This is a genomic window from Kribbella sp. NBC_00359 (genome assembly GCF_036097425.1).
Taxonomy (GTDB): domain Bacteria; phylum Actinomycetota; class Actinomycetes; order Propionibacteriales; family Kribbellaceae; genus Kribbella.
In genome coordinates, this window is sequence record NZ_CP107975.1 from 8,235,089 (window position 1) to 8,251,566 (window position 16,478).

The 16,478-nt window shown below is 70.2% G+C and carries 15 protein-coding genes and 1 pseudogene; 6 read left to right on the forward strand and 10 right to left on the reverse strand.

All coding sequences use genetic code 11. The features are described 5' to 3' along the window. The first annotated feature begins 240 nt into the window (after positions 1-240). The 3 genes and pseudogenes from OG876_RS39915 to OG876_RS39920 all read left to right on the forward strand — a co-directional run bounded on the left by OG876_RS39915 (position 241) and on the right by OG876_RS39920 (position 3,222). Positions 241-1,566 (forward strand): amidase family protein, encoded by a 1,326-nt coding sequence (locus tag OG876_RS39915; protein WP_328521922.1) that lies wholly within the window; start codon positions 241-243, stop codon positions 1,564-1,566. A 543-nt stretch (positions 1,567-2,109) separates the two neighbouring features. Continuing rightward, positions 2,110-2,307: pseudogene (locus OG876_RS44190) on the forward strand (MerR family transcriptional regulator); the annotation flags it as partial. 3 nt (positions 2,308-2,310) lie between these two features. After that, the gene (locus tag OG876_RS39920; RefSeq protein ID WP_328521923.1) at positions 2,311-3,222 is read left to right on the forward strand and encodes a GyrI-like domain-containing protein; all 912 of its coding nucleotides are present in this window, start codon (positions 2,311-2,313) and stop codon (positions 3,220-3,222) included. A 496-nt stretch (positions 3,223-3,718) separates the two neighbouring features. On the opposite strand, the gene OG876_RS39925 is transcribed toward OG876_RS39920, so the two are convergent. Then, entirely contained in the window at positions 3,719-4,429 is a 711-nt protein-coding gene (locus tag OG876_RS39925; RefSeq protein WP_328521924.1) for a TetR/AcrR family transcriptional regulator, read from the reverse strand. Between the two features lie 99 nt (positions 4,430-4,528). Between OG876_RS39925 and OG876_RS39930 the strand changes: the two genes are divergently transcribed. Next, positions 4,529-6,016: a DHA2 family efflux MFS transporter permease subunit gene (locus OG876_RS39930; RefSeq protein WP_328521925.1), complete on the forward strand. Its 1,488-nt coding sequence runs from the start codon at positions 4,529-4,531 to the stop codon at positions 6,014-6,016. A gap of 57 nt (positions 6,017-6,073) precedes the next feature. Here OG876_RS39930 and OG876_RS39935 read toward each other — a convergent pair whose 3' ends face one another. Next, a complete protein-coding gene (locus OG876_RS39935) occupies positions 6,074-6,430 on the reverse strand; it encodes a HesB/IscA family protein (protein WP_328521926.1) in 357 nt (118 codons plus the stop codon). A gap of 154 nt (positions 6,431-6,584) precedes the next feature. After that, entirely contained in the window at positions 6,585-7,868 is a 1,284-nt protein-coding gene (locus tag OG876_RS39940) for a glycerate kinase family protein (RefSeq protein ID WP_328521927.1), read from the reverse strand. Between the two features lie 63 nt (positions 7,869-7,931). On the opposite strand from OG876_RS39940, the gene OG876_RS39945 reads away from it, so the two are divergent. Both OG876_RS39945 and OG876_RS39950 read left to right on the forward strand, forming a co-directional pair. Beyond that, positions 7,932-8,327, forward strand: coding sequence for a VOC family protein (locus tag OG876_RS39945; protein WP_328521928.1), 396 nt, complete (start codon positions 7,932-7,934; stop codon positions 8,325-8,327). Positions 8,328-8,338: 11 nt separating this feature from the next. Then, on the forward strand, positions 8,339-8,779 hold the full coding sequence (locus tag OG876_RS39950; RefSeq protein ID WP_328521929.1) for a hypothetical protein: 441 nt from the start codon (positions 8,339-8,341) through the stop codon (positions 8,777-8,779). Here the strand turns inward: OG876_RS39950 and OG876_RS39955 are convergent. The 7 genes from OG876_RS39955 to OG876_RS39985 form a co-directional block, all read right to left on the reverse strand. Continuing rightward, on the reverse strand, positions 8,705-9,598 hold the full coding sequence (locus OG876_RS39955; protein ID WP_328521930.1) for an SRPBCC family protein: 894 nt from the start codon (positions 9,596-9,598) through the stop codon (positions 8,705-8,707). The genes OG876_RS39950 and OG876_RS39955 overlap by 75 nt on opposite strands. Beyond that, complete coding sequence (locus tag OG876_RS39960; protein WP_328521931.1) at positions 9,595-10,449, reverse strand: FAD binding domain-containing protein; 855 nt, start codon at positions 10,447-10,449, stop codon at positions 9,595-9,597. Before OG876_RS39960 ends, OG876_RS39955 begins: the two co-directional genes overlap by 4 nt. Next, the gene (locus tag OG876_RS39965) at positions 10,446-12,830 is read right to left on the reverse strand and encodes a xanthine dehydrogenase family protein molybdopterin-binding subunit (RefSeq protein ID WP_328521932.1); all 2,385 of its coding nucleotides are present in this window, start codon (positions 12,828-12,830) and stop codon (positions 10,446-10,448) included. Before OG876_RS39965 ends, OG876_RS39960 begins: the two co-directional genes overlap by 4 nt. Beyond that, positions 12,827-13,297 (reverse strand): (2Fe-2S)-binding protein, encoded by a 471-nt coding sequence (locus OG876_RS39970; protein WP_328521933.1) that lies wholly within the window; start codon positions 13,295-13,297, stop codon positions 12,827-12,829. The genes OG876_RS39965 and OG876_RS39970 overlap by 4 nt, the downstream gene beginning before the upstream one ends. Before the next feature lie 76 nt (positions 13,298-13,373). Beyond that, on the reverse strand, positions 13,374-14,495 hold the full coding sequence (locus tag OG876_RS39975) for an XdhC/CoxI family protein (protein WP_328521934.1): 1,122 nt from the start codon (positions 14,493-14,495) through the stop codon (positions 13,374-13,376). Next, positions 14,488-15,579, reverse strand: coding sequence for a vWA domain-containing protein (locus tag OG876_RS39980; protein ID WP_328521935.1), 1,092 nt, complete (start codon positions 15,577-15,579; stop codon positions 14,488-14,490). The genes OG876_RS39975 and OG876_RS39980 overlap by 8 nt, the downstream gene beginning before the upstream one ends. 7 nt (positions 15,580-15,586) lie before the next feature. Beyond that, entirely contained in the window at positions 15,587-16,462 is an 876-nt protein-coding gene (locus tag OG876_RS39985; RefSeq protein ID WP_328521936.1) for an AAA family ATPase, read from the reverse strand. Between the last annotated feature and the right edge of the window lie 16 nt (positions 16,463-16,478).

The following is a 16,478-nucleotide window of genomic DNA, read 5'->3' on the forward strand; positions in this document are numbered from 1 at the left end:
GGTCGGCGTCGTTGGGCGGTCGCAGCGGGCGACCGCAATGGTCGGCGGTGAGCGGTCGGCGTTCAGCAACAGCGGCACCGGTCGGCGTTCGCGGTCGGCGTCAGCAGCGGCAGCGTTCGGCGGTCAGCGTTAGCGGTTGGCGGACCGCGATTAGCCGCGGGGTGTCGGCTAGAGCCCACTTCTTTCGGGGGCTGGTGGGTTGGTTGACTCTGACACTGTGTGAGGGCGTAGACCGGCGGCATGATGATGACGGCTACGGAGATTGCGGGGCGGATTCGGCGCGGTGAGGTCACGTCGCGGGCGGTGACCGAGGACGTGCTGACGCAGATCGCGGATGACGACGCGGTGAACGCCATCGTGGAGACACGGGCGGAGTTTGCACTGCGGGCCGCGGATGCGGCTGATGTGGCGGTCGCGGAGGGGCGCGCGGTCGGGCCGCTGCACGGCGTACCGATGACGATCAAGGAGTGCTTCAACGTCGCAGGGATGCGTACGACGTGGGGCGATCCGGAGTTCGCGGAGTACGTCGCGGATCGGGACGCGACTGTGGTCGAACGACTCACCCGGGCCGGCGCGATCATTGTCGGCAAGAGCAATGTCCACACCATGCTCGCGGATTTCGGGCAGACCTCGAACGAGATCTACGGGCGGACGAACAATCCCGCCGACCTCACCCGTACGCCGGGCGGCTCGAGCGGAGGTGGCGCGGCGGCGCTGGCCGCGGGACTGAGCTACCTCGAGTACGGGTCGGACCTCGTCGGGTCGATCCGGCTGCCCGCGGCGTACTGCGGTGTCTACGGGTTGAAGCCGACCACCGGACTGGTCCCACTGCAGGGATTCCAAGTGCCAGGCCCGCCGGAACTGCCGAACGAGTTCCCGAACTTGTCGACAATCGGACCACTCGCGCGATCGGCCGCGGACCTGCGAACGGCACTGCAGGTGACCGGAGGCCCGGCGGCGCCGTTCTCGTGGGAGCTTCGCCCATCGCGGCGGCAGCGGCTCGCGGACTTCCGGGTCGGCGTTGTGTCCGACCATGCGGCCGCGCCCGTGTCGAGTGAGGTTGGCGCGGTGCTGTCCGAGACGATCGATCGGCTCGGTCGGAGTGGCGCGAAGATCGTCGAGGGCTGGCCCGACGGGGTCGATCCCGAGGAGCAGGCCGAGGAGTTCGGATCCCACGTCGAACTGTTCTTCGCGTTGCACGGCGGCGCGCTGTCGTCCGCGAGTCTCGCCGAGGTGGTCGAGCAGGAGCGTCGGCGGATGGTCGCGCGGCAGAAGTGGCAGCAGTACTTCGAGGATGTCGACGTGTTCGTGTGTCCGACCAGCTTCACGGCCGCGTTCCCCCACGACGACCGGCCGTTCGAGGAGCGGACGATCAAGACGTCGTACGGCGAGCAGCGGTACGACGCTCAGGCGTTCTGGATCGCCCATGCCTCGCTGATCGGTCATCCCGCGCTCAGCATGCCGATCGGCCAGACGCCGAACGGTCTGCCCGTCGGCGCCCAGGTGATCGGTCCGTGGCACGAGGACGACACCCCCATCACCTTCGCAGAACTGCTCACCGCTTGAGCCACTCGCCAGCTGCTCGAGCCGGCGAGACCCGCCGCTGGCGACGCGCAAGCGTCATCTCGGACAGCAGCACGCGAGTCTCGCCCCGAACAGGAGCACGCGAACCTCGCCCCGGACGGGAGCGCGCGAACCTCGGCTCACATGGGCGCACGCGAGCCACGGCTCAGATCGGCGGGTACGAGCCTCGACTCAGATCGGCGGGTACGAGCCTCGACTCAGATCGGCGGGTACGAGCCTCGACTCAGATCGGCGGGTACGAGCCTCGACTCAGATCGGCGGGTACGAGCCTCGACTCAGATCGGCGGGTACGAGCCTCGACTCAGATCGGCGGGTACGAGCCTCGACTCAGATCGGCGGGCGCGAACCTCGACTCAGATCGGGGGACGCGAACCTCGACTCAGATCGGCGGGCGCGAACCTCGACTCAGATCGGGGGACGCGAACCTCGACTCAGATCGGCGGGTACGAACCTCGCTCGGATGGGCGGGCGCGAGCCTCCGCTCGGATGGGGGTGGGTTAGCGTCGAGTTGGAAGGGAGTGGGGATTGTTCGCCATCGGGGAGTTTGCGCGGCATGGGCGGGTGTCGGTTCGGATGTTGCGGCACTACGACGCGATTGGGCTGCTGCGGCCGGCGTACGTCGATCCGACGACGGGCTACCGCAGTTACACCGCAGGGCAGTTCGCCGATCTGAACCGGATCGTCGCGTTGAAGGATCTCGGGTTCGGGCTCGAGCAGGTGCGGACGATGATCGCGGACGAGATCAGCCCGGCCGAGCTGCGCGCATTGTTGACAATCCGACGCGCGGAACTGGAGTCGACCGTCGCCGAGAGCTATGCCCGGCTTGCGCAAGTCGAGTCGCGGCTGCGTGGCATCACGGGGGACCTGCCCTCCGCCGACGTGGTGATCAAGGAACTGCCTGCGATCCGGCTGGTCGGACTGACCACAACGGCTGCGAGCTTCACGCCGGAGGACATCAGCCCGGTCGTCCGTCCCCTCTGTGACGAACTCGGCTGCCGACTCCCCGATGCTGATGTCCGACCGGTCGGCCGCTTGACCTGTTTGTACGAACGGTCGCGACCGCAGTCGGGCGACGATGAGGACGAGGTCGTCGTACGCGCGACTGTCCCAGCCACTGTCGATACCGGCAGCAACCTGAATGGAGCAGACAGCAACCAGGAGGTGGCTGGCGACAACACCGAACGGGCTCCGGGCACCTCGGAACGGGCTGTCAGCAACGCGGAACGATCCGGTGGCAAGGCGGAAGGGGCCGGTAGCAACGCGCGGGGCGGCGGTAGCAACGCGCGGGGCGGCGGTAGCAACGCGCAGGGCGGCGGTAGCAACGCGCAGGGCGGCGGTAGCAACGCGCAGGGCGGCGGCTACGTGGAACGGGGTGGTGGCAACGCGGAACGGCGTGGCGGCAACCTCAATGGGCTTGAGGTGATTGATTTGCCGGCGGTGCGAGTTGCGACGCTGGTGTATCGGGGGCCGATCGACCAAGTGCTGCCTGCGTGGCAGGCGCTGGCTCGGTGGATCGACGACAACGGCTATCGGTCCGGCGAGCCTGCGCGGGAGCTGTACCTCGACTGCCCGGAGGACCCGGCTGGCTGGGTCACCGAACTCCAAGAGCCGATCGAGCCATCAAGCCTTGGCGAGTAGTCGGGCTGTGGCGAGCAGTCGGGCCTCGGCGAGCAGTCGGGCCTCGGCGAATAGGTAGACCCGGGAAGTGCGGCCGAGGCGCCGGGCTGGGGATTGCGGCGCTTTCGGGCGGGTAGAGCGCCGCGCAGGTCGTGAGGTACGGGCCGGAATGGTGCGAGCCGGCGAGGTAGGCCCGGGGAGGTGCGCCCGGGGGCTCGGCCGCGCCGCGCGGGCCGGGAGACGCCGGACGCGGCGCAGGGGTGGGGCGCAGGCTGGGTTGCGGCTCTTCGGCTAGTGCGGCTCGCGCGGCACAGGCCCGGGAAGTACGGGCCGGGGATCGCGGCTCTTTCGGCGAGGACGGGAGGGCGCCCCCGCGGGCCGGGAGACGCCGGACGCGGCGCAGGGTTGGGGCGCGGGCTGGGTTGCGGCTCTTCGGCGAGGGCGGCTCGCGCGGCACAAGCCCGGGAGGCATGGGCCGGGAGGTGGGGAAATGGGTCGGGGGCCGGGGTGGGGTGGGTTATGGGGTTTCGGAGAGGGCGGCTAGGCCGGCGACTATGACGGTTAGGCCGAATTCGAAGCGGGCGTCGGTGGTGGCGCCGGAGGTGAGGGGGGCGGCTAGGGCGATGGTCAGGGGGTAGCGGTCGGCGGGGAGGGAGGCGAAGAAGTTGCGGAGGCCGGCGACGAAGGTTTCGACGTCTGCTTCGGTCCAGCCGGCGGCTCCCTGCACGCTCTCCTCGAAGGCGATCGCCGTGACATAGAGGGGGATCAGGTCGACGGCCCAGGCGGCGGCCTGGTCGGGGAGGTTGCCGGCCTTGAGGATGCCGAGGATCCGTTCGGTGCTGAGCAGGGCCCGCTCCCCCAGCGGTACCTGGCCGATCGCGGCTCGGGCGACGCCTGGGTTCGCCCGCATCACCCGGAGCAGTTCACGCATCGCGTCCTTCAGTTGCTCCTGCCAGCGCTCCGGATCCGGCGTCTCCGGGAGCTTCATGTCCTGCGCCGCGCGGTCGACCAGCAGCTGATCGAGCTCCTTCTTGTTCGCGACGTGCGCGTAGAGCGACGCAGGTCCGGTCCCGAGCGCCGAGGCGACCTTGCGCATGGACACGGCCTCGTACCCCTGCTCGACCAGCACCCGCATGGCCGCGTCGACGATCCGCTCCCGGGTCAGCGGCTCGCGGGCCGCGCGGACGGGCTTCTCGGGACTGATCGGCTGCCACGGCGACTGGGTCATGGCCCCACTGTAGCGAACACCGTACTTGACAGGAACACTGTTCGCGCGTAGAACAGTGTTCGTCAACGAACACCGTTCGCCAAATCCCAGGAGCCACCGATGAGCACCTCGACCGCCACCTCCTCGGCCGACCCGGCCACGCCTGCCACCCCAGGCAACCCAACCGCCCAACCACCAACCGGCTCCGCGAGTACGCCGTACCGCTGGCGCTGGCTCGTGCTCGCGACCGTGCTGATCGCCGAGATTATGGACCTGGTCGACGCGACGATCGTCAACATCGCGGCGCCGTCGATCCGGGCCGAGCTGGGCGGGTCGGAGTCGGCGATGCAGTGGATGCTGGCCGGGTACACGCTGGCGTTCGCGATCGGGCTGATCAGCTTCGGCCGGCTCGGCGACCTGGTCGGCCGGCGCCGGCTCTTCCTGATCGGCGCCGTCGGGTTCACGCTCGCCTCCACGATCTGCGGATTGTCGACAAGCCCTGAGCTGCTGATCGGCAGCCGGGTCGCGCAGGGTCTGCTCGGCGCAGTGATGATCCCGCAGGGCTTCGCGATCCTGAAGGCGGTCTTCCCGGCGGAAGAGATCGGCAAGGCGTTCGCGATGTTCGGGCCCGTGATGGGCCTGTCGGCTGTGGCCGGCCCGATCATCGCCGGCGCCCTGATCGACGCGAACTGGTTCGACGCCGGCTGGCGGATGATCTTCTTCATCAACGTCCCGATCGGCATCGCGGCCCTGGTCGGCGCGCTCCGGTTCATGCCCGAGGTGAAGACGCCGGGCGCGTCCCGGCTCGACGCGGCCGGTGTGATCCTGGTCAGCCTCGCGTCCGGTCTGCTGATCTACCCGCTGGTCCAGGGCCGCGAGCTCGGCTGGCCGTTGTGGACAATCCTGATGATGGTCGCGTCGGTGCCGACGTTCGTCCTGTTCGGCCGGCGTGAGCGCCGGTCCGGCAACCCGGTGATCGACCCGTCCCTGTTCCGCAACCGCGGGTACGTCGCCGGCCTCGGCGTGATCACCACGTTCTTCCTGGCGATGTCCGGCTTCATGCTGGTCTTCAACCTGTTCACCCAGCTCGGACTGCACTACAGCCCGCTGAAGGCCGGCCTCGCGATGGTGCCGTTCTCGCTCGGGATCGCGATCGGCGCGCCGCTGTCCGGAGGTCTGCTCGCTCCGAAGCTCGGGCGGAAGGCGCTACAGCTGGGCGTCGCAGTGATGACGCTGGCGATGGGCGGGGTCTGGTTCACCCTGCACACGTACGGCGATGCGACGACGATCTGGAATCTGGTGCCGGCGACTCTCGCCACCGGGATCGGTGCCGGCGTGGTGTTCGCGCCGCTGTTCGACATCATCCTGGCATCGATCGACGACCAGGCCGCGGGCTCGGCATCCGGCGTATTAACCGCTATGCAGCAGTTCGGCGGCGCGATCGGGGTCGCGGTGATCGGCACGATCTTCTTCCAGCTGCTGCCGGCGCACGCGTTCCTCGGCGCCACCAAGACGGCTGTGCTGGTCGCGATCGGGATGTTCCTGATCAGCCTCGCGGTCACCTGGCTGCTGCCGAAGCGGGCCCGCGAGGGAGCCTCGGCGCACTGATCCGGGCATGACGAAGCCCCGCTTGCCTATTGTGGCGAGCGGGGCTTCGGCGGTAGATCAGTTGAACGAGTCGCCGCAGGCGCAGGAGCCGGTGGCGTTCGGGTTGTCGATCGTGAAGCCCTGCTTCTCGATCGTGTCGACGAAGTCGATCGAGGCGCCCTTCAGGTACGGCGCGCTCATCCGGTCCGTCACGACGTTCACGCCACCGAAGCCGGCGACCACGTCGCCGTCGAGCTGACGCTCGTCGAAGAACAGCTGGTACCGCAGGCCGGAGCATCCACCCGGCTGCACGGCGACCCGCAGCGCGAGGTCGTCGCGACCTTCCTGCTCGAGCAGCGCCTTCACCTTGGCGGCGGCCCCGTCGGTGAGGATCACACCCGTGGCGACGGCCTGCTCGGTCTGCGCTTCAGTCATTCCTGACTCCAGTCATCTCGTGAGCGCCCGGCCGCGTGGCAGGCGGCCGTGCGCGGAAAGTCCGCTGTCATTCCGCACCAACAAGCGCCGATCCGGAACCATTCCCATGGTCGCACACCAATTTCCAGGATCAACTACCCCGGTCACAGGCTGGTCAGCGCGCCCAGGTGCGGGCAACACGCTCCGCAACCGCCGCGAGCGATCCGTGAGGATCCGCGAAGGCGCGCTCCTCGCCGACCAGGTCCACCAGCGAGTACGCCGACTCGACGCCCATCGTGCGCATCTCGCGGGACCCGATCAGGACCTTCCCGGCCAGTACGACGCAGGGCCGCATCGCGTCGTTCGCCACCTTCGCGACCCCGGCGATCACCTTTCCGTCGCGGGACTGGAAGTCGAACGCACCCTCGCCGCTGAGCACCAGGTCCACCCGCGACGCCTTCTCCTTCAGCCCGGTCAGCTCCGCGACCAGGTCGATCCCGGACACCCGCTCGGCGCCGAGCAGCAGCAGCGCGTACCCGAGCCCGCCCGCGGCGCCGGCGCCCTTCTTGTCCGCGGTCTTCCGGTCGGCCAGCTCGGCGAAGTGGGTCAGCCATCCGTCGACCTGGGGCTTGCGGTCGTCGGTGATTCCCTTCTGGGTTCCGAAGATGTTGGTGGCGCCACGGAGCCCGAGCATCGGGTTCTCGACGTCACTCGCCGCGACGAACTCGATCCCCGCCATCCGCGCCCGAGCCGGCCCCAGATCCACCGAGGTCAACCCGGCCAGCCCAGCCGCCCCAGCATCCAGCCGACCACTCGACGCACCCGCCGCCGGCTCACCGCCGCTCACCCGACCACCCTCGGCCCCTTGACCACCACCGGCTGCTTGACCACCATCGGCTGCCTGACCACCGCCAGTTGCCTGACCACCATCGGCCGCCTGACCACCATCGGCTGCTTGATCACCGCCGGCTGCTTGATCACCGCCGGTCGTCTGAGAACCGCTTGTTGCTGTTGCGCCGAGGGCGGCGAGTAGGCCGGCACCGGCGTCGTTCGTGCCGGAGCCGCCGAGTCCGAGGATGATGCGCTTCGCCCCGGCGTCGACCGCGGCCGCGATCAGCTGACCCACGCCGTACGTCGTCGCGTCCTCGGGCCGGCGCAGCTTCGGCTCCACCAGGTGCAACCCGCAGGCCTGCGCGGTCTCGACGTACGCCGTTTCGCCCGCGAGCAGCACCGTCGCCGGGGTGTCGTCGCCCAGCGGTCCGCGAACGGTTACCGACAGCAGCGTCCCGTCGACGACCTCCGACAGTACGTCGATGAAACCGGGCCCGCCGTCCGCCATCGGCGCCACCAGTACCTCGGCCTCCGGATCCCGCCGCCGCCACCCTTCCTCGATGGCCGCGGCCGCCTCCACGGCCGTCAACGTGCCCGCGAACTTGTCCGGCGCAATCAGCACTCGCATGCCGACATCCTCTCCTACCCCCAATCGTTGACGGGCCCGGTGGTCGACAGTTGGATCGTCGACATGAAGACGATCCTCTTCGCGTTCCGGGTGAGTGACCTCGAGCGGTCGCTCGCCTTCTACCGGGCCGTGGGCTACACCGAGCTCAGCACCGTGCCGTTCGACGACGGCTCCAGCCTCGTCTGGCTGAAGCTCCCCGAGGAACCGGCCGTGTCGCTCGAGCTCGTGCACCGGCCGGCCGACGGGTCGATCGAGACCGGCGGCTTCGAGCACTTCGCGATCGAGGTCGACTCACTCAGCGCCACCATCGACCGGCTGACCGCCGCCGGCCTCGAGCCGGCGCCGCCAGAACTCCCCGGCGGCCCGGACGGCCCGAAGACCTCCTGGCTCACCGACCCCGACGGCTACCGGATCGAACTGGTCGAGTGGCCGCCCGGCGGACCGCCCCAGGTCAACTAGCCCTAGCTAGGTTGGCTCAGCGGACCCGGGTCGTCGACGAGCTGCGCGCGGCCGGCTGGGATGTGCCGGACACGCAGACGAACTTCGTGTGGCCGGCGCTCGGCGACGACACCGCCGCGTTCGCCGAGGCGGTGCGTGCCGAGGGGGTGTCGATCCGCCCGTTCCCGGGTGACGGCGTGCAGTGGCCGACCACCGTCAGCCCCGCCAGCGCGTCGCCCCGGAGCGCCGCCGACGCGATCGCCCTACGGGAGGAGGAGCGCGGGCTGGTCGACTGGACGGATACAGGCAGGATTCCGCAGTACGTCCGCGGGCTTGATGGCCACGACGGCGGTCGGTTGTCAGCGGGCCATGCGCGGGCTGACAGGGTCCGGGGTTCGTCAGCGGCGGAACAGGCGGCGGAGGACCAGGGCCAGGGCGGCGCCGATGAGGTAGGGGGCGATGCGGCGGGCTAAGACGGGGAGGAGGGTGCTGGCGAGGTTCAGGGCCGGGACTTCGGCCGGTGTCGGGTCGGTGCTCGAGCCTGACGGTGGTGTGGCCGACATCCGCGGTGTGGTGGACGCCGTTGGCGAGGACGACTCGGCGGGCCGGGCCCCACTCGCCGCCTCCGCGGGTCGCGCCGTGCCGGCGGGTTGCGCCGCGTCGGCGGATCGCGCCGTGCCGGCGGGTTGTGCCGCGTCTGCGGTCTGCGCCAGGCCCGCGGGTTGGGCCGAGCCGGCGGGTTGGGCCGAGCCGGCGGGTTGGGCCGGGTCGGCGGCTTGCCCCGAGCCGGCGGGTTGGGCCGGGTCGGCGGGTTGCCCCGGGCCGGCGGGTTGGGTCGGGTCGGCGGGGGTTTTCAGTTTGGTTTTCAGGCAGGTGGTGAATTGGTCCAGGAGTTGGTTGGAGACGTCCTGGATCAGGCCGCGGCCGAACTGGGCGGGGCGGCCGGTGATGGTGAGGTCGGTGTCGACGGTGACCTCGGTGGAGTCCGGGCCGGCCGCGGCGAGGTGGGCGGTGACGCGGGCGGTCGCGGTGCCGTTGCCGCGACGGTCCTTGCCCTTGGCCTCGATCACCGCGTGGTGATCCGCCGGATCGCGCTCCGCGAAGGCGCCGTTGCCGGAGTACTGCAAGGACACCGGCCCGAGCTTGACCTTGCACGAGCCGGTGAACTCGTTGCCGTCGTACGACGTCAGGGTGGCGCCGGGGAAACACGGCACCACCCGTTCGAGGTCGATGAACGCGGCCCAGGTCTGCTCGATCGGGGCCGGCACGACGAACTTGTGCTCCAGCTTCACGAAGTACCTGCCGCAGCCAGGACCGCCCGGCGGGTGAGCACCGTCGCCAGGTGCCGCCGATAGTCCGCATCACCATTGATGTCGGTCACCGGCGACGTCCCGTCCGCAGCCCGGGCAGCGGCCTCGCGCACGGCCTCGGCGGTCGCGGGCCGACCGATCAGCGCGGCCTCGACCGCGCTCGCACGGATCGGCGTCGACCCCATGTTGCCGAGCGCAACGCGCGCCTCCGCGATCGAATCGCCGTCCAGCCGGACGGCCGCCGCGACGGACACGATCGACCACGCCTGGGCGACCCGGTTGAACTTCTCGTAGTGCGCTCCCCAACCGGTGTACTTCGGCACCCGGATCTCGACCAGTAGTTCGTCCTCGGCAAGCGCCGTACTGAACACGCCCTGGAAGAAGTCCGCCGCGGCCACGGTACGCCGACCGTCCGGCCCGGCGATCACGAACGACGCGTCGAGTGCGACCGCCACCGCGGGGAGATCACCGGCTGGATCGGCATGGGCGAGCGAGCCGCCGAACGTGCCGCGGTGCCGGATCTGCGGGTCCCCGACCGTTGCCGTCGCCAACGAAATCAACCGGGCATGCTCGCCGACCAGCGGATCGGACTGCACCGTGCTGTGCGGTGTCATCGCGCCGAGGACCAGCGCGTCCCCGTCGTCGCGGATGCCCCGCAGCTCGTCGATCTTGCCGAGGTCGACGATCGTCTCCGGCGCCGCCAGCCGCAACCGCAGCACCGGCATCAGGCTCTGCCCACCGGCCAGCACCTTGGCGTCGGAGTGCTCACGCAGCAAGGCCACCGCCTCGTCCACCGACGTCGGGCTGAAGTACTCGAACGCCGCGGGAATCATGACCGAGCTCCTTCCTGCAACGCCTTCCACACCCGGTACGGCGTACATGGCATCGCGACGTCCGTCACGCCGAGGTGCCGGACCGCGTCGACGATCGCATTGACGACCGCCGGCGTGGATGCGATCGTGCCGGCCTCGCCGACACCCTTCACACCCAGCTGGTTCGTCGTTGCCGGGGTCTCCGTGCGTGCCGTCTCGAACTTCGGCAGATCGGGCGCGCCCGGCACCAGATACTGGTCGAACGACCCCGTGACCAGCGTGCCGGAATCGTCGTGTACCGCCTCCTCGAACAGCGCCTGCGCGATGCCCTGCGCCAGACCGCCGTGCACCTGCCCCTCGACGATCAGCGGGTTCACGACCACGCCGACGTCGTCGACGCTCACGTACGAGCGGATCTTCGTCTCACCGGTCTCGGTGTCGACCTCCACCGCGCACAGGTGCGTGCCGTGCGGGAACGAGAAGTCCTCCGGGTCGTGCGTCGCCTCCGCATCGAGATGGCTCTCCGCGGACCCGCCGAGCTTGTGCGCCTGGAGGACGGCGAACGCGAGTTCGGCCAACGTCATCCCCGCGTCCGTGCCGCGGACGCCGTACCGCCCGGCGGAGAACTCGAGGTCGTCGATGTTTGCCTCCAGCAACTGGGCCGCGATCGGCTTCGCCTTCTCGATCACCTTGTCGGCGGCGGCCAGCACCGCCATCCCGCCGACCGCCAGCGAGCGGGACCCGTACGTGTCCAGGCCCCGCGCGGCGACCTGCGTATCGCCGTGCAGTACTTCGACGTCCTCGAAGGCGACGCCCAGGCGATCGGCCACCAACTGGCTCCACGCGGTCTCGTGACCCTGCCCGTGCGGGCTCGTCCCGGTCACCACCTCGACCTTCCCCGTCGGCAGCATCCGCACCGACGCATGCTCCCAGCCGCCGGCGACGTACCCCATCGAGCCGAGCCAGCGCGACGGCGCCAGTCCGCACATCTCGGTGTAGGTCGAGACACCGATGCCGAGCTGGACCGGATCGCCGGACGCCCGGCGGTCCGCCTGCTCCTTGCGGAGTTCGTCGTACTTGAAGAGCTCGCGCGCCTTCGCGGTCGCGGCCTCGTAGTTGCCGGAGTCGTACCGCAGCCCGGAAACGGTGTTGAACGGGAACTCCTCGTGCTTGATCCAGTTCCGCTCCCGGATCTCCAGCGCGTCGACGCCGACGCGGGCCGCGAGCTCGTCCATCAACCGCTCGATCGCGAACGTCGCCTCCGGCCGGCCAGCGCCCCGGTAGGCGTCGGTCCAGGTCAGGTTGGTGAAGACGTTCGTGATGCCGAGCTGGTACGAGGGAAACTTGTAGATCCCGTTGAACATGAATGCACCAAGCAGCGGGATCGCCGACGTGACCAGGCCGAGGTAGGCGCCCATGTTCACGACGAGCTCGACCTTGAGGCCGGTCACCGTACCGTCGGCGTCCGCCGCCAGCGTGACCTTCTGCCACTGGTCCCGCCCGTGGTGCCCGGACATCAACGACTCGGACCTGGTCTCGTTGTACTTGCAGGGCTTACCGGTCCGGCGGGCCGCGACGACCGTCAGCACCTCCTCCGGGGTGAACTGGAGCTTGCCACCGAAGCCCCCGCCGACATCCGGCGCGATCACCCGGACCTTGCTCTCCGGGATGCCGAGCACCAGTGAGGTGAAGATCCGGACGAAGTGCGGCACCTGGGTCGACGACCAGATGGTGAGCTGCTCGGGGGTCGGGTCGACAGCGATCGCTCGTGGTTCCATGAAGGCCGGGATGAGCCGCTGCTGACGGATCTCCTTCTCGATCACGATCCCGCCGTCGCGGGCGGCCGCGATCGCCGCCTCGACGTCGCCGCCGGTACCGGATTCGGCCGAGTCGTACTTCCAGACCGCGGAGACATTCGTGCCGAGATCCGGATGGGCGAGCACCTCGTCCGTTACCGCGGCCCGCAGGTCGAGCATCGGCGGCAGTTCCTCGTAGTCCACGTCGACGAGATCGGCGGCGTCGTTCGCCTCGGCCGCGTTACGCGCGACGACCATGGCAACGATCTCACCCGCGAAGGCGACGTGGTCGACCGCCATCGCCGGGTGCACCGGCGCCTTCTGATCCGGGGTGACCTGCCAGGCGTTCGGCAGGGCGCCTTGCTCGTCGGCGATGTCCGCGCCGGTCAGGACGGCGATCACGCCGGTGGCAGCGCGGGCCGCCGCGGTGTCGATGCCGGTGATCCGGGCGTGCGCGAACGGGCTCCGGACCATCGCCAGGTGCAGCATGCCGGGCAGGACGATGTTGTCGGTCCAGCGGGTCCGGCCGGTGATCAGGCGCGCGTCCTCCTTGCGGCGGCGCGGATTGCCGATCTCGGTCGCCGGGCGGTCCTCGGTGGTGGTCATCGGCCACCTCCCGCGGCGGCTGCGGCCCGGACGGCCTTCACGATGTTCTGGTAGCCGGTGCAGCGGCAGAGGTTGCCCTCGAGGCCGAGGCGGACCTCGTCCTCGGTGGGATCCGGATTGTCGGCAATCAGATCGATGGATTGCATGATCATGCCGGGTGTGCAGTATCCACACTGCAAGGCATGGTTCTCGTGGAAGGCCTGCTGCATCGGATGCAGCTGCCCGTCGGTCGCGAGGCCCTCGATCGTGGTCACCTCGTGCCCGTCGGCCTGGACGGCGAACAGTGAGCAGGACTTCACGCTCCGCCCGTCCAGGTGCACTGTGCAGGCGCCGCAGTTGCCGGTGTCACAGCCGACCACAGTGCCCGTCTTCCCCAGCTGCTCGCGCAGATAATGCACCAGCAGCGTGCGCGGCTCCACGTCGTCCGTGAAGCTGCTTCCGTCGACCTCGACCGTGATCCGGGTCATTGCCCCGCCTCCAGATGTCAGCAACCGCCGTACGGTCGATCCTGCTCCGCTGTGATCTCGACCACAAGAGATCGGATCAGTGGTGGATGCGGCCCGCGCGTCGCGAGAGGCGGTCGCCGGCACCGCCCCAGTGCTGGGCGATGATCTCGGCGGCGATGCTGACGGCGGTCTCTTCCGGGGTGCGGGCGCCGAGGTCGAGGCCGATGGGGCTGGCGAGACGATCCAGCTCGGCGTCGGTCAGGCCGGCTTCCCGAAGCCGTTCGAGGCGGTCGTCGTGGGTGCGGCGGGAGCCCATCGCACCGATGTAGGCGACCTCGGGCAGACGCAGCGCGACCTCCAGCAGCGGTACGTCGAACTTCGGGTCGTGGGTGAGCACACAGATCGCGGTCCGGCCGTCGATCCTGCCCGCCGCGGCCTCGGCGGACAGGTAGCGATGCGGCCAGTCGACGATCACCTCGTCGGCGGACGGGAAGCGTGAAGCGGTCGCGAAAACCGCCCGTGCGTCGCAGACCGTCACGCGGTAGCCGAGGAACGACCCGAGCCGCGCGACCGCGGCCGCGAAGTCGATCGCCCCGAACACCAGCAACCGCGGCACCGGCGCGTACGACGACACGAACACCCGCATCCCCTCGCCTCGCCGCTGCCCATCCGGCCCGTACTCCAACGTCTCCGTACGGCCGTTCTCCAGCAGTCCGCGAGCGTCGTCGACCACCGCGTCGTCGGCCCGCTCCGACCCGAGACTCCCGGCCGGCGGCCGGCCCTCCGGTCTGACCACCAGTCGTCGGCCGACCCGCGCCGGGTCCGGATGCGCGACCACGGTCGCGACTGCCACCGGACGCCCCGCGGCGATGTCGCCGGCCACCTCGGCGAGCTCCGGGTACGACGTCCGGTCGATCCGTTCCACGAAGATGTCGATGATCCCGCCGCAGGTGAGGCCCACGGCGAAGGCCGACTCGTCGCTGACGCCGTACCGCTGCAGGACCGGCTCGCCCGAGGCGAGGATCTCCTCACCGAGCTGGTAGACGGCGCCCTCGACGCAGCCACCCGAGACACTGCCGACGGCTTCCAGACCGGGGCCGACCAACATCACCGCGCCCGGTTGCCGCGGCGCGGAGTCGAACGTCGCGACGACGGTGCCCACGGCAACCGACTCCCCCGCGTCCCACCAGGTCATCAACCGCTCCAGCACGTCACGCATCGGCGACCACCTCCAGAAGGTCCGCGAAGCTGGCCAGGCTGTGCCCGGCGACGAGGTCGTCGACGTACGGCAGGACGGCGACGATCCCGGTCTGCACCGGCAGGTACCCGGGCTTGCCCCGATGCGGATTGAGCCAGACCACGCGATGCGCCAGCCCGGCCAGTTGCTCCAGTTGCGCCCCGAGCAGCGCGGCGTCCCCACGCTCCCACCCGTCGCTGCACACCACGACGACGGCACGCCGCGCCATCCCCCGCCGGCCCCAGCGGTCCAGGAACACCTTCAGCACCTCGCCGAGCCGGGTACCACCCGACCAGTCCGGTACGACGTCCCCCGCCGCGCGGAGCGCGAACTCCGCGTCGCGGCGACGCAGCGCCGGGGTCACCCGGGTCAACCGGGTGCCGATGGTGAAGACCTCGACCGACCGCGGGGCCCGCTGGACGATTGTGTGCGCGAGCCGTAGCAGGCTGTCGGCGTACGGGCGCATCGAGCCGGAGACATCGACCAGTACGACGATCCGGCGCGGGCGGGTGCCGCGCCGGCGGTACTGGACGCGGGCCGGCTCGCCGACCTGTCGCAGCTGGGCCCGGAGCGTCCGCCGCGGGTCGATCTCCCCCCGGTACGACGGGCGTCGCCGCGTCGCACGCCGGACCGGAACTCGCGGCCTCAGCGTGCCGAACAGGCGCGCCAGCTCGGCCCGATCGCTCGCCGACAGGTCGGCGACATCGCGGTGCCGGAGGACTTCCGTCGTACTCGCGGAGACGTTGATGGTCCGGTCAGCGTCCTCCCCCGCGGCGCCGTCGTCGGCATCGAGGGCGGCCTGCACTGAGGATTGCGGCGTACGGCGGGCGACGCCGCCCGATCGCTCTCCGGAGAACCAGGCCGAGAAGACCTCGTCGTACTTGGCCGTATCGTCCGGACCACTGCAGAGCGCGGCCCGGCCGGACCAGTACACGTCTGCGGTCATGGTCGCATCGAGGGTGGCGACCGCTCGGAGGAAGACGTGGACGCGGTCGGCGGTCACGGCCAGACCTGCGTGCCGCAGGGCCGATGCGAAGCCGGCGAGGGCGACATCCGGTGTGGTCATCTCCGGCTCAGCTCGCCAGCAACCGGTCGAGCGACGCGCGGACGCGGTCGATGTCCTCGCGGTACTTCAGGACCGCGCCGAGGGTCGCGGCCGCGGTCTCCACGTCGAGGATGTCGGTGCCGAGGGCATCGAGCGCGCGAGCCCAGTCGAGGGTCTCGGCGACGCCGGGCGGCTTGAGCAGGTCGAGTTCACGCATCCGCTGCACCGACCGGGCGACCTGTTCGGCCAGGCGGGCGGACACCTCGGGCAGGCGGGTGCGGACGATCTCCACCTCGCGGGCCAGGCCCGGGTGGTCGATCCAGTGGTAGAGGCAACGGCGCTTGAGCGCGTCGTGGACCTCGCGGGTGCGGTTGGAGGTCAGGACGACGATCGGCGGCTCGTCGGCGGTGATCGTGCCGAGCTCAGGGATCGTCACCTCGTGCGTCGAGAGCACCTCGAGCAGGAACGCCTCGAACTCGTCGTCGGCGCGGTCGATCTCGTCCACCAGCAGGACGGCGGGACTCTCGCGGAGCGCCCGCAGGACCGGGCGGGCGAGCAGGAACCGCTCATCGAACAGGCTCTTCTCCACCTCTTCGACGACCGCGTCGGAACTGGTCGCCTCGACCGTGCGCAGATGCAGGATCTGGCGCGGGAAGTCCCAGTCGTAGAGGGCCTGGGACGCGTCGATGCCCTCGTAGCACTGCAACCGGATCAGCTCGACACCGAGCGCTTCCGCGAGGGCGGCGGCGAGGGAGGTCTTGCCGGTGCCGGGCTCGCCTTCCAGCAGCAGCGGCCGGTGCAGGGCCAGCGCCAGATATCCGACCGTGGCCAAGCCCTCGCCGGCGAGATACCCGGTCCCCCGCAGACGCTCGGCAAGCTCACTCGCGGAGCCGACGGGGTTCATCTGCCCAGCATCGCCC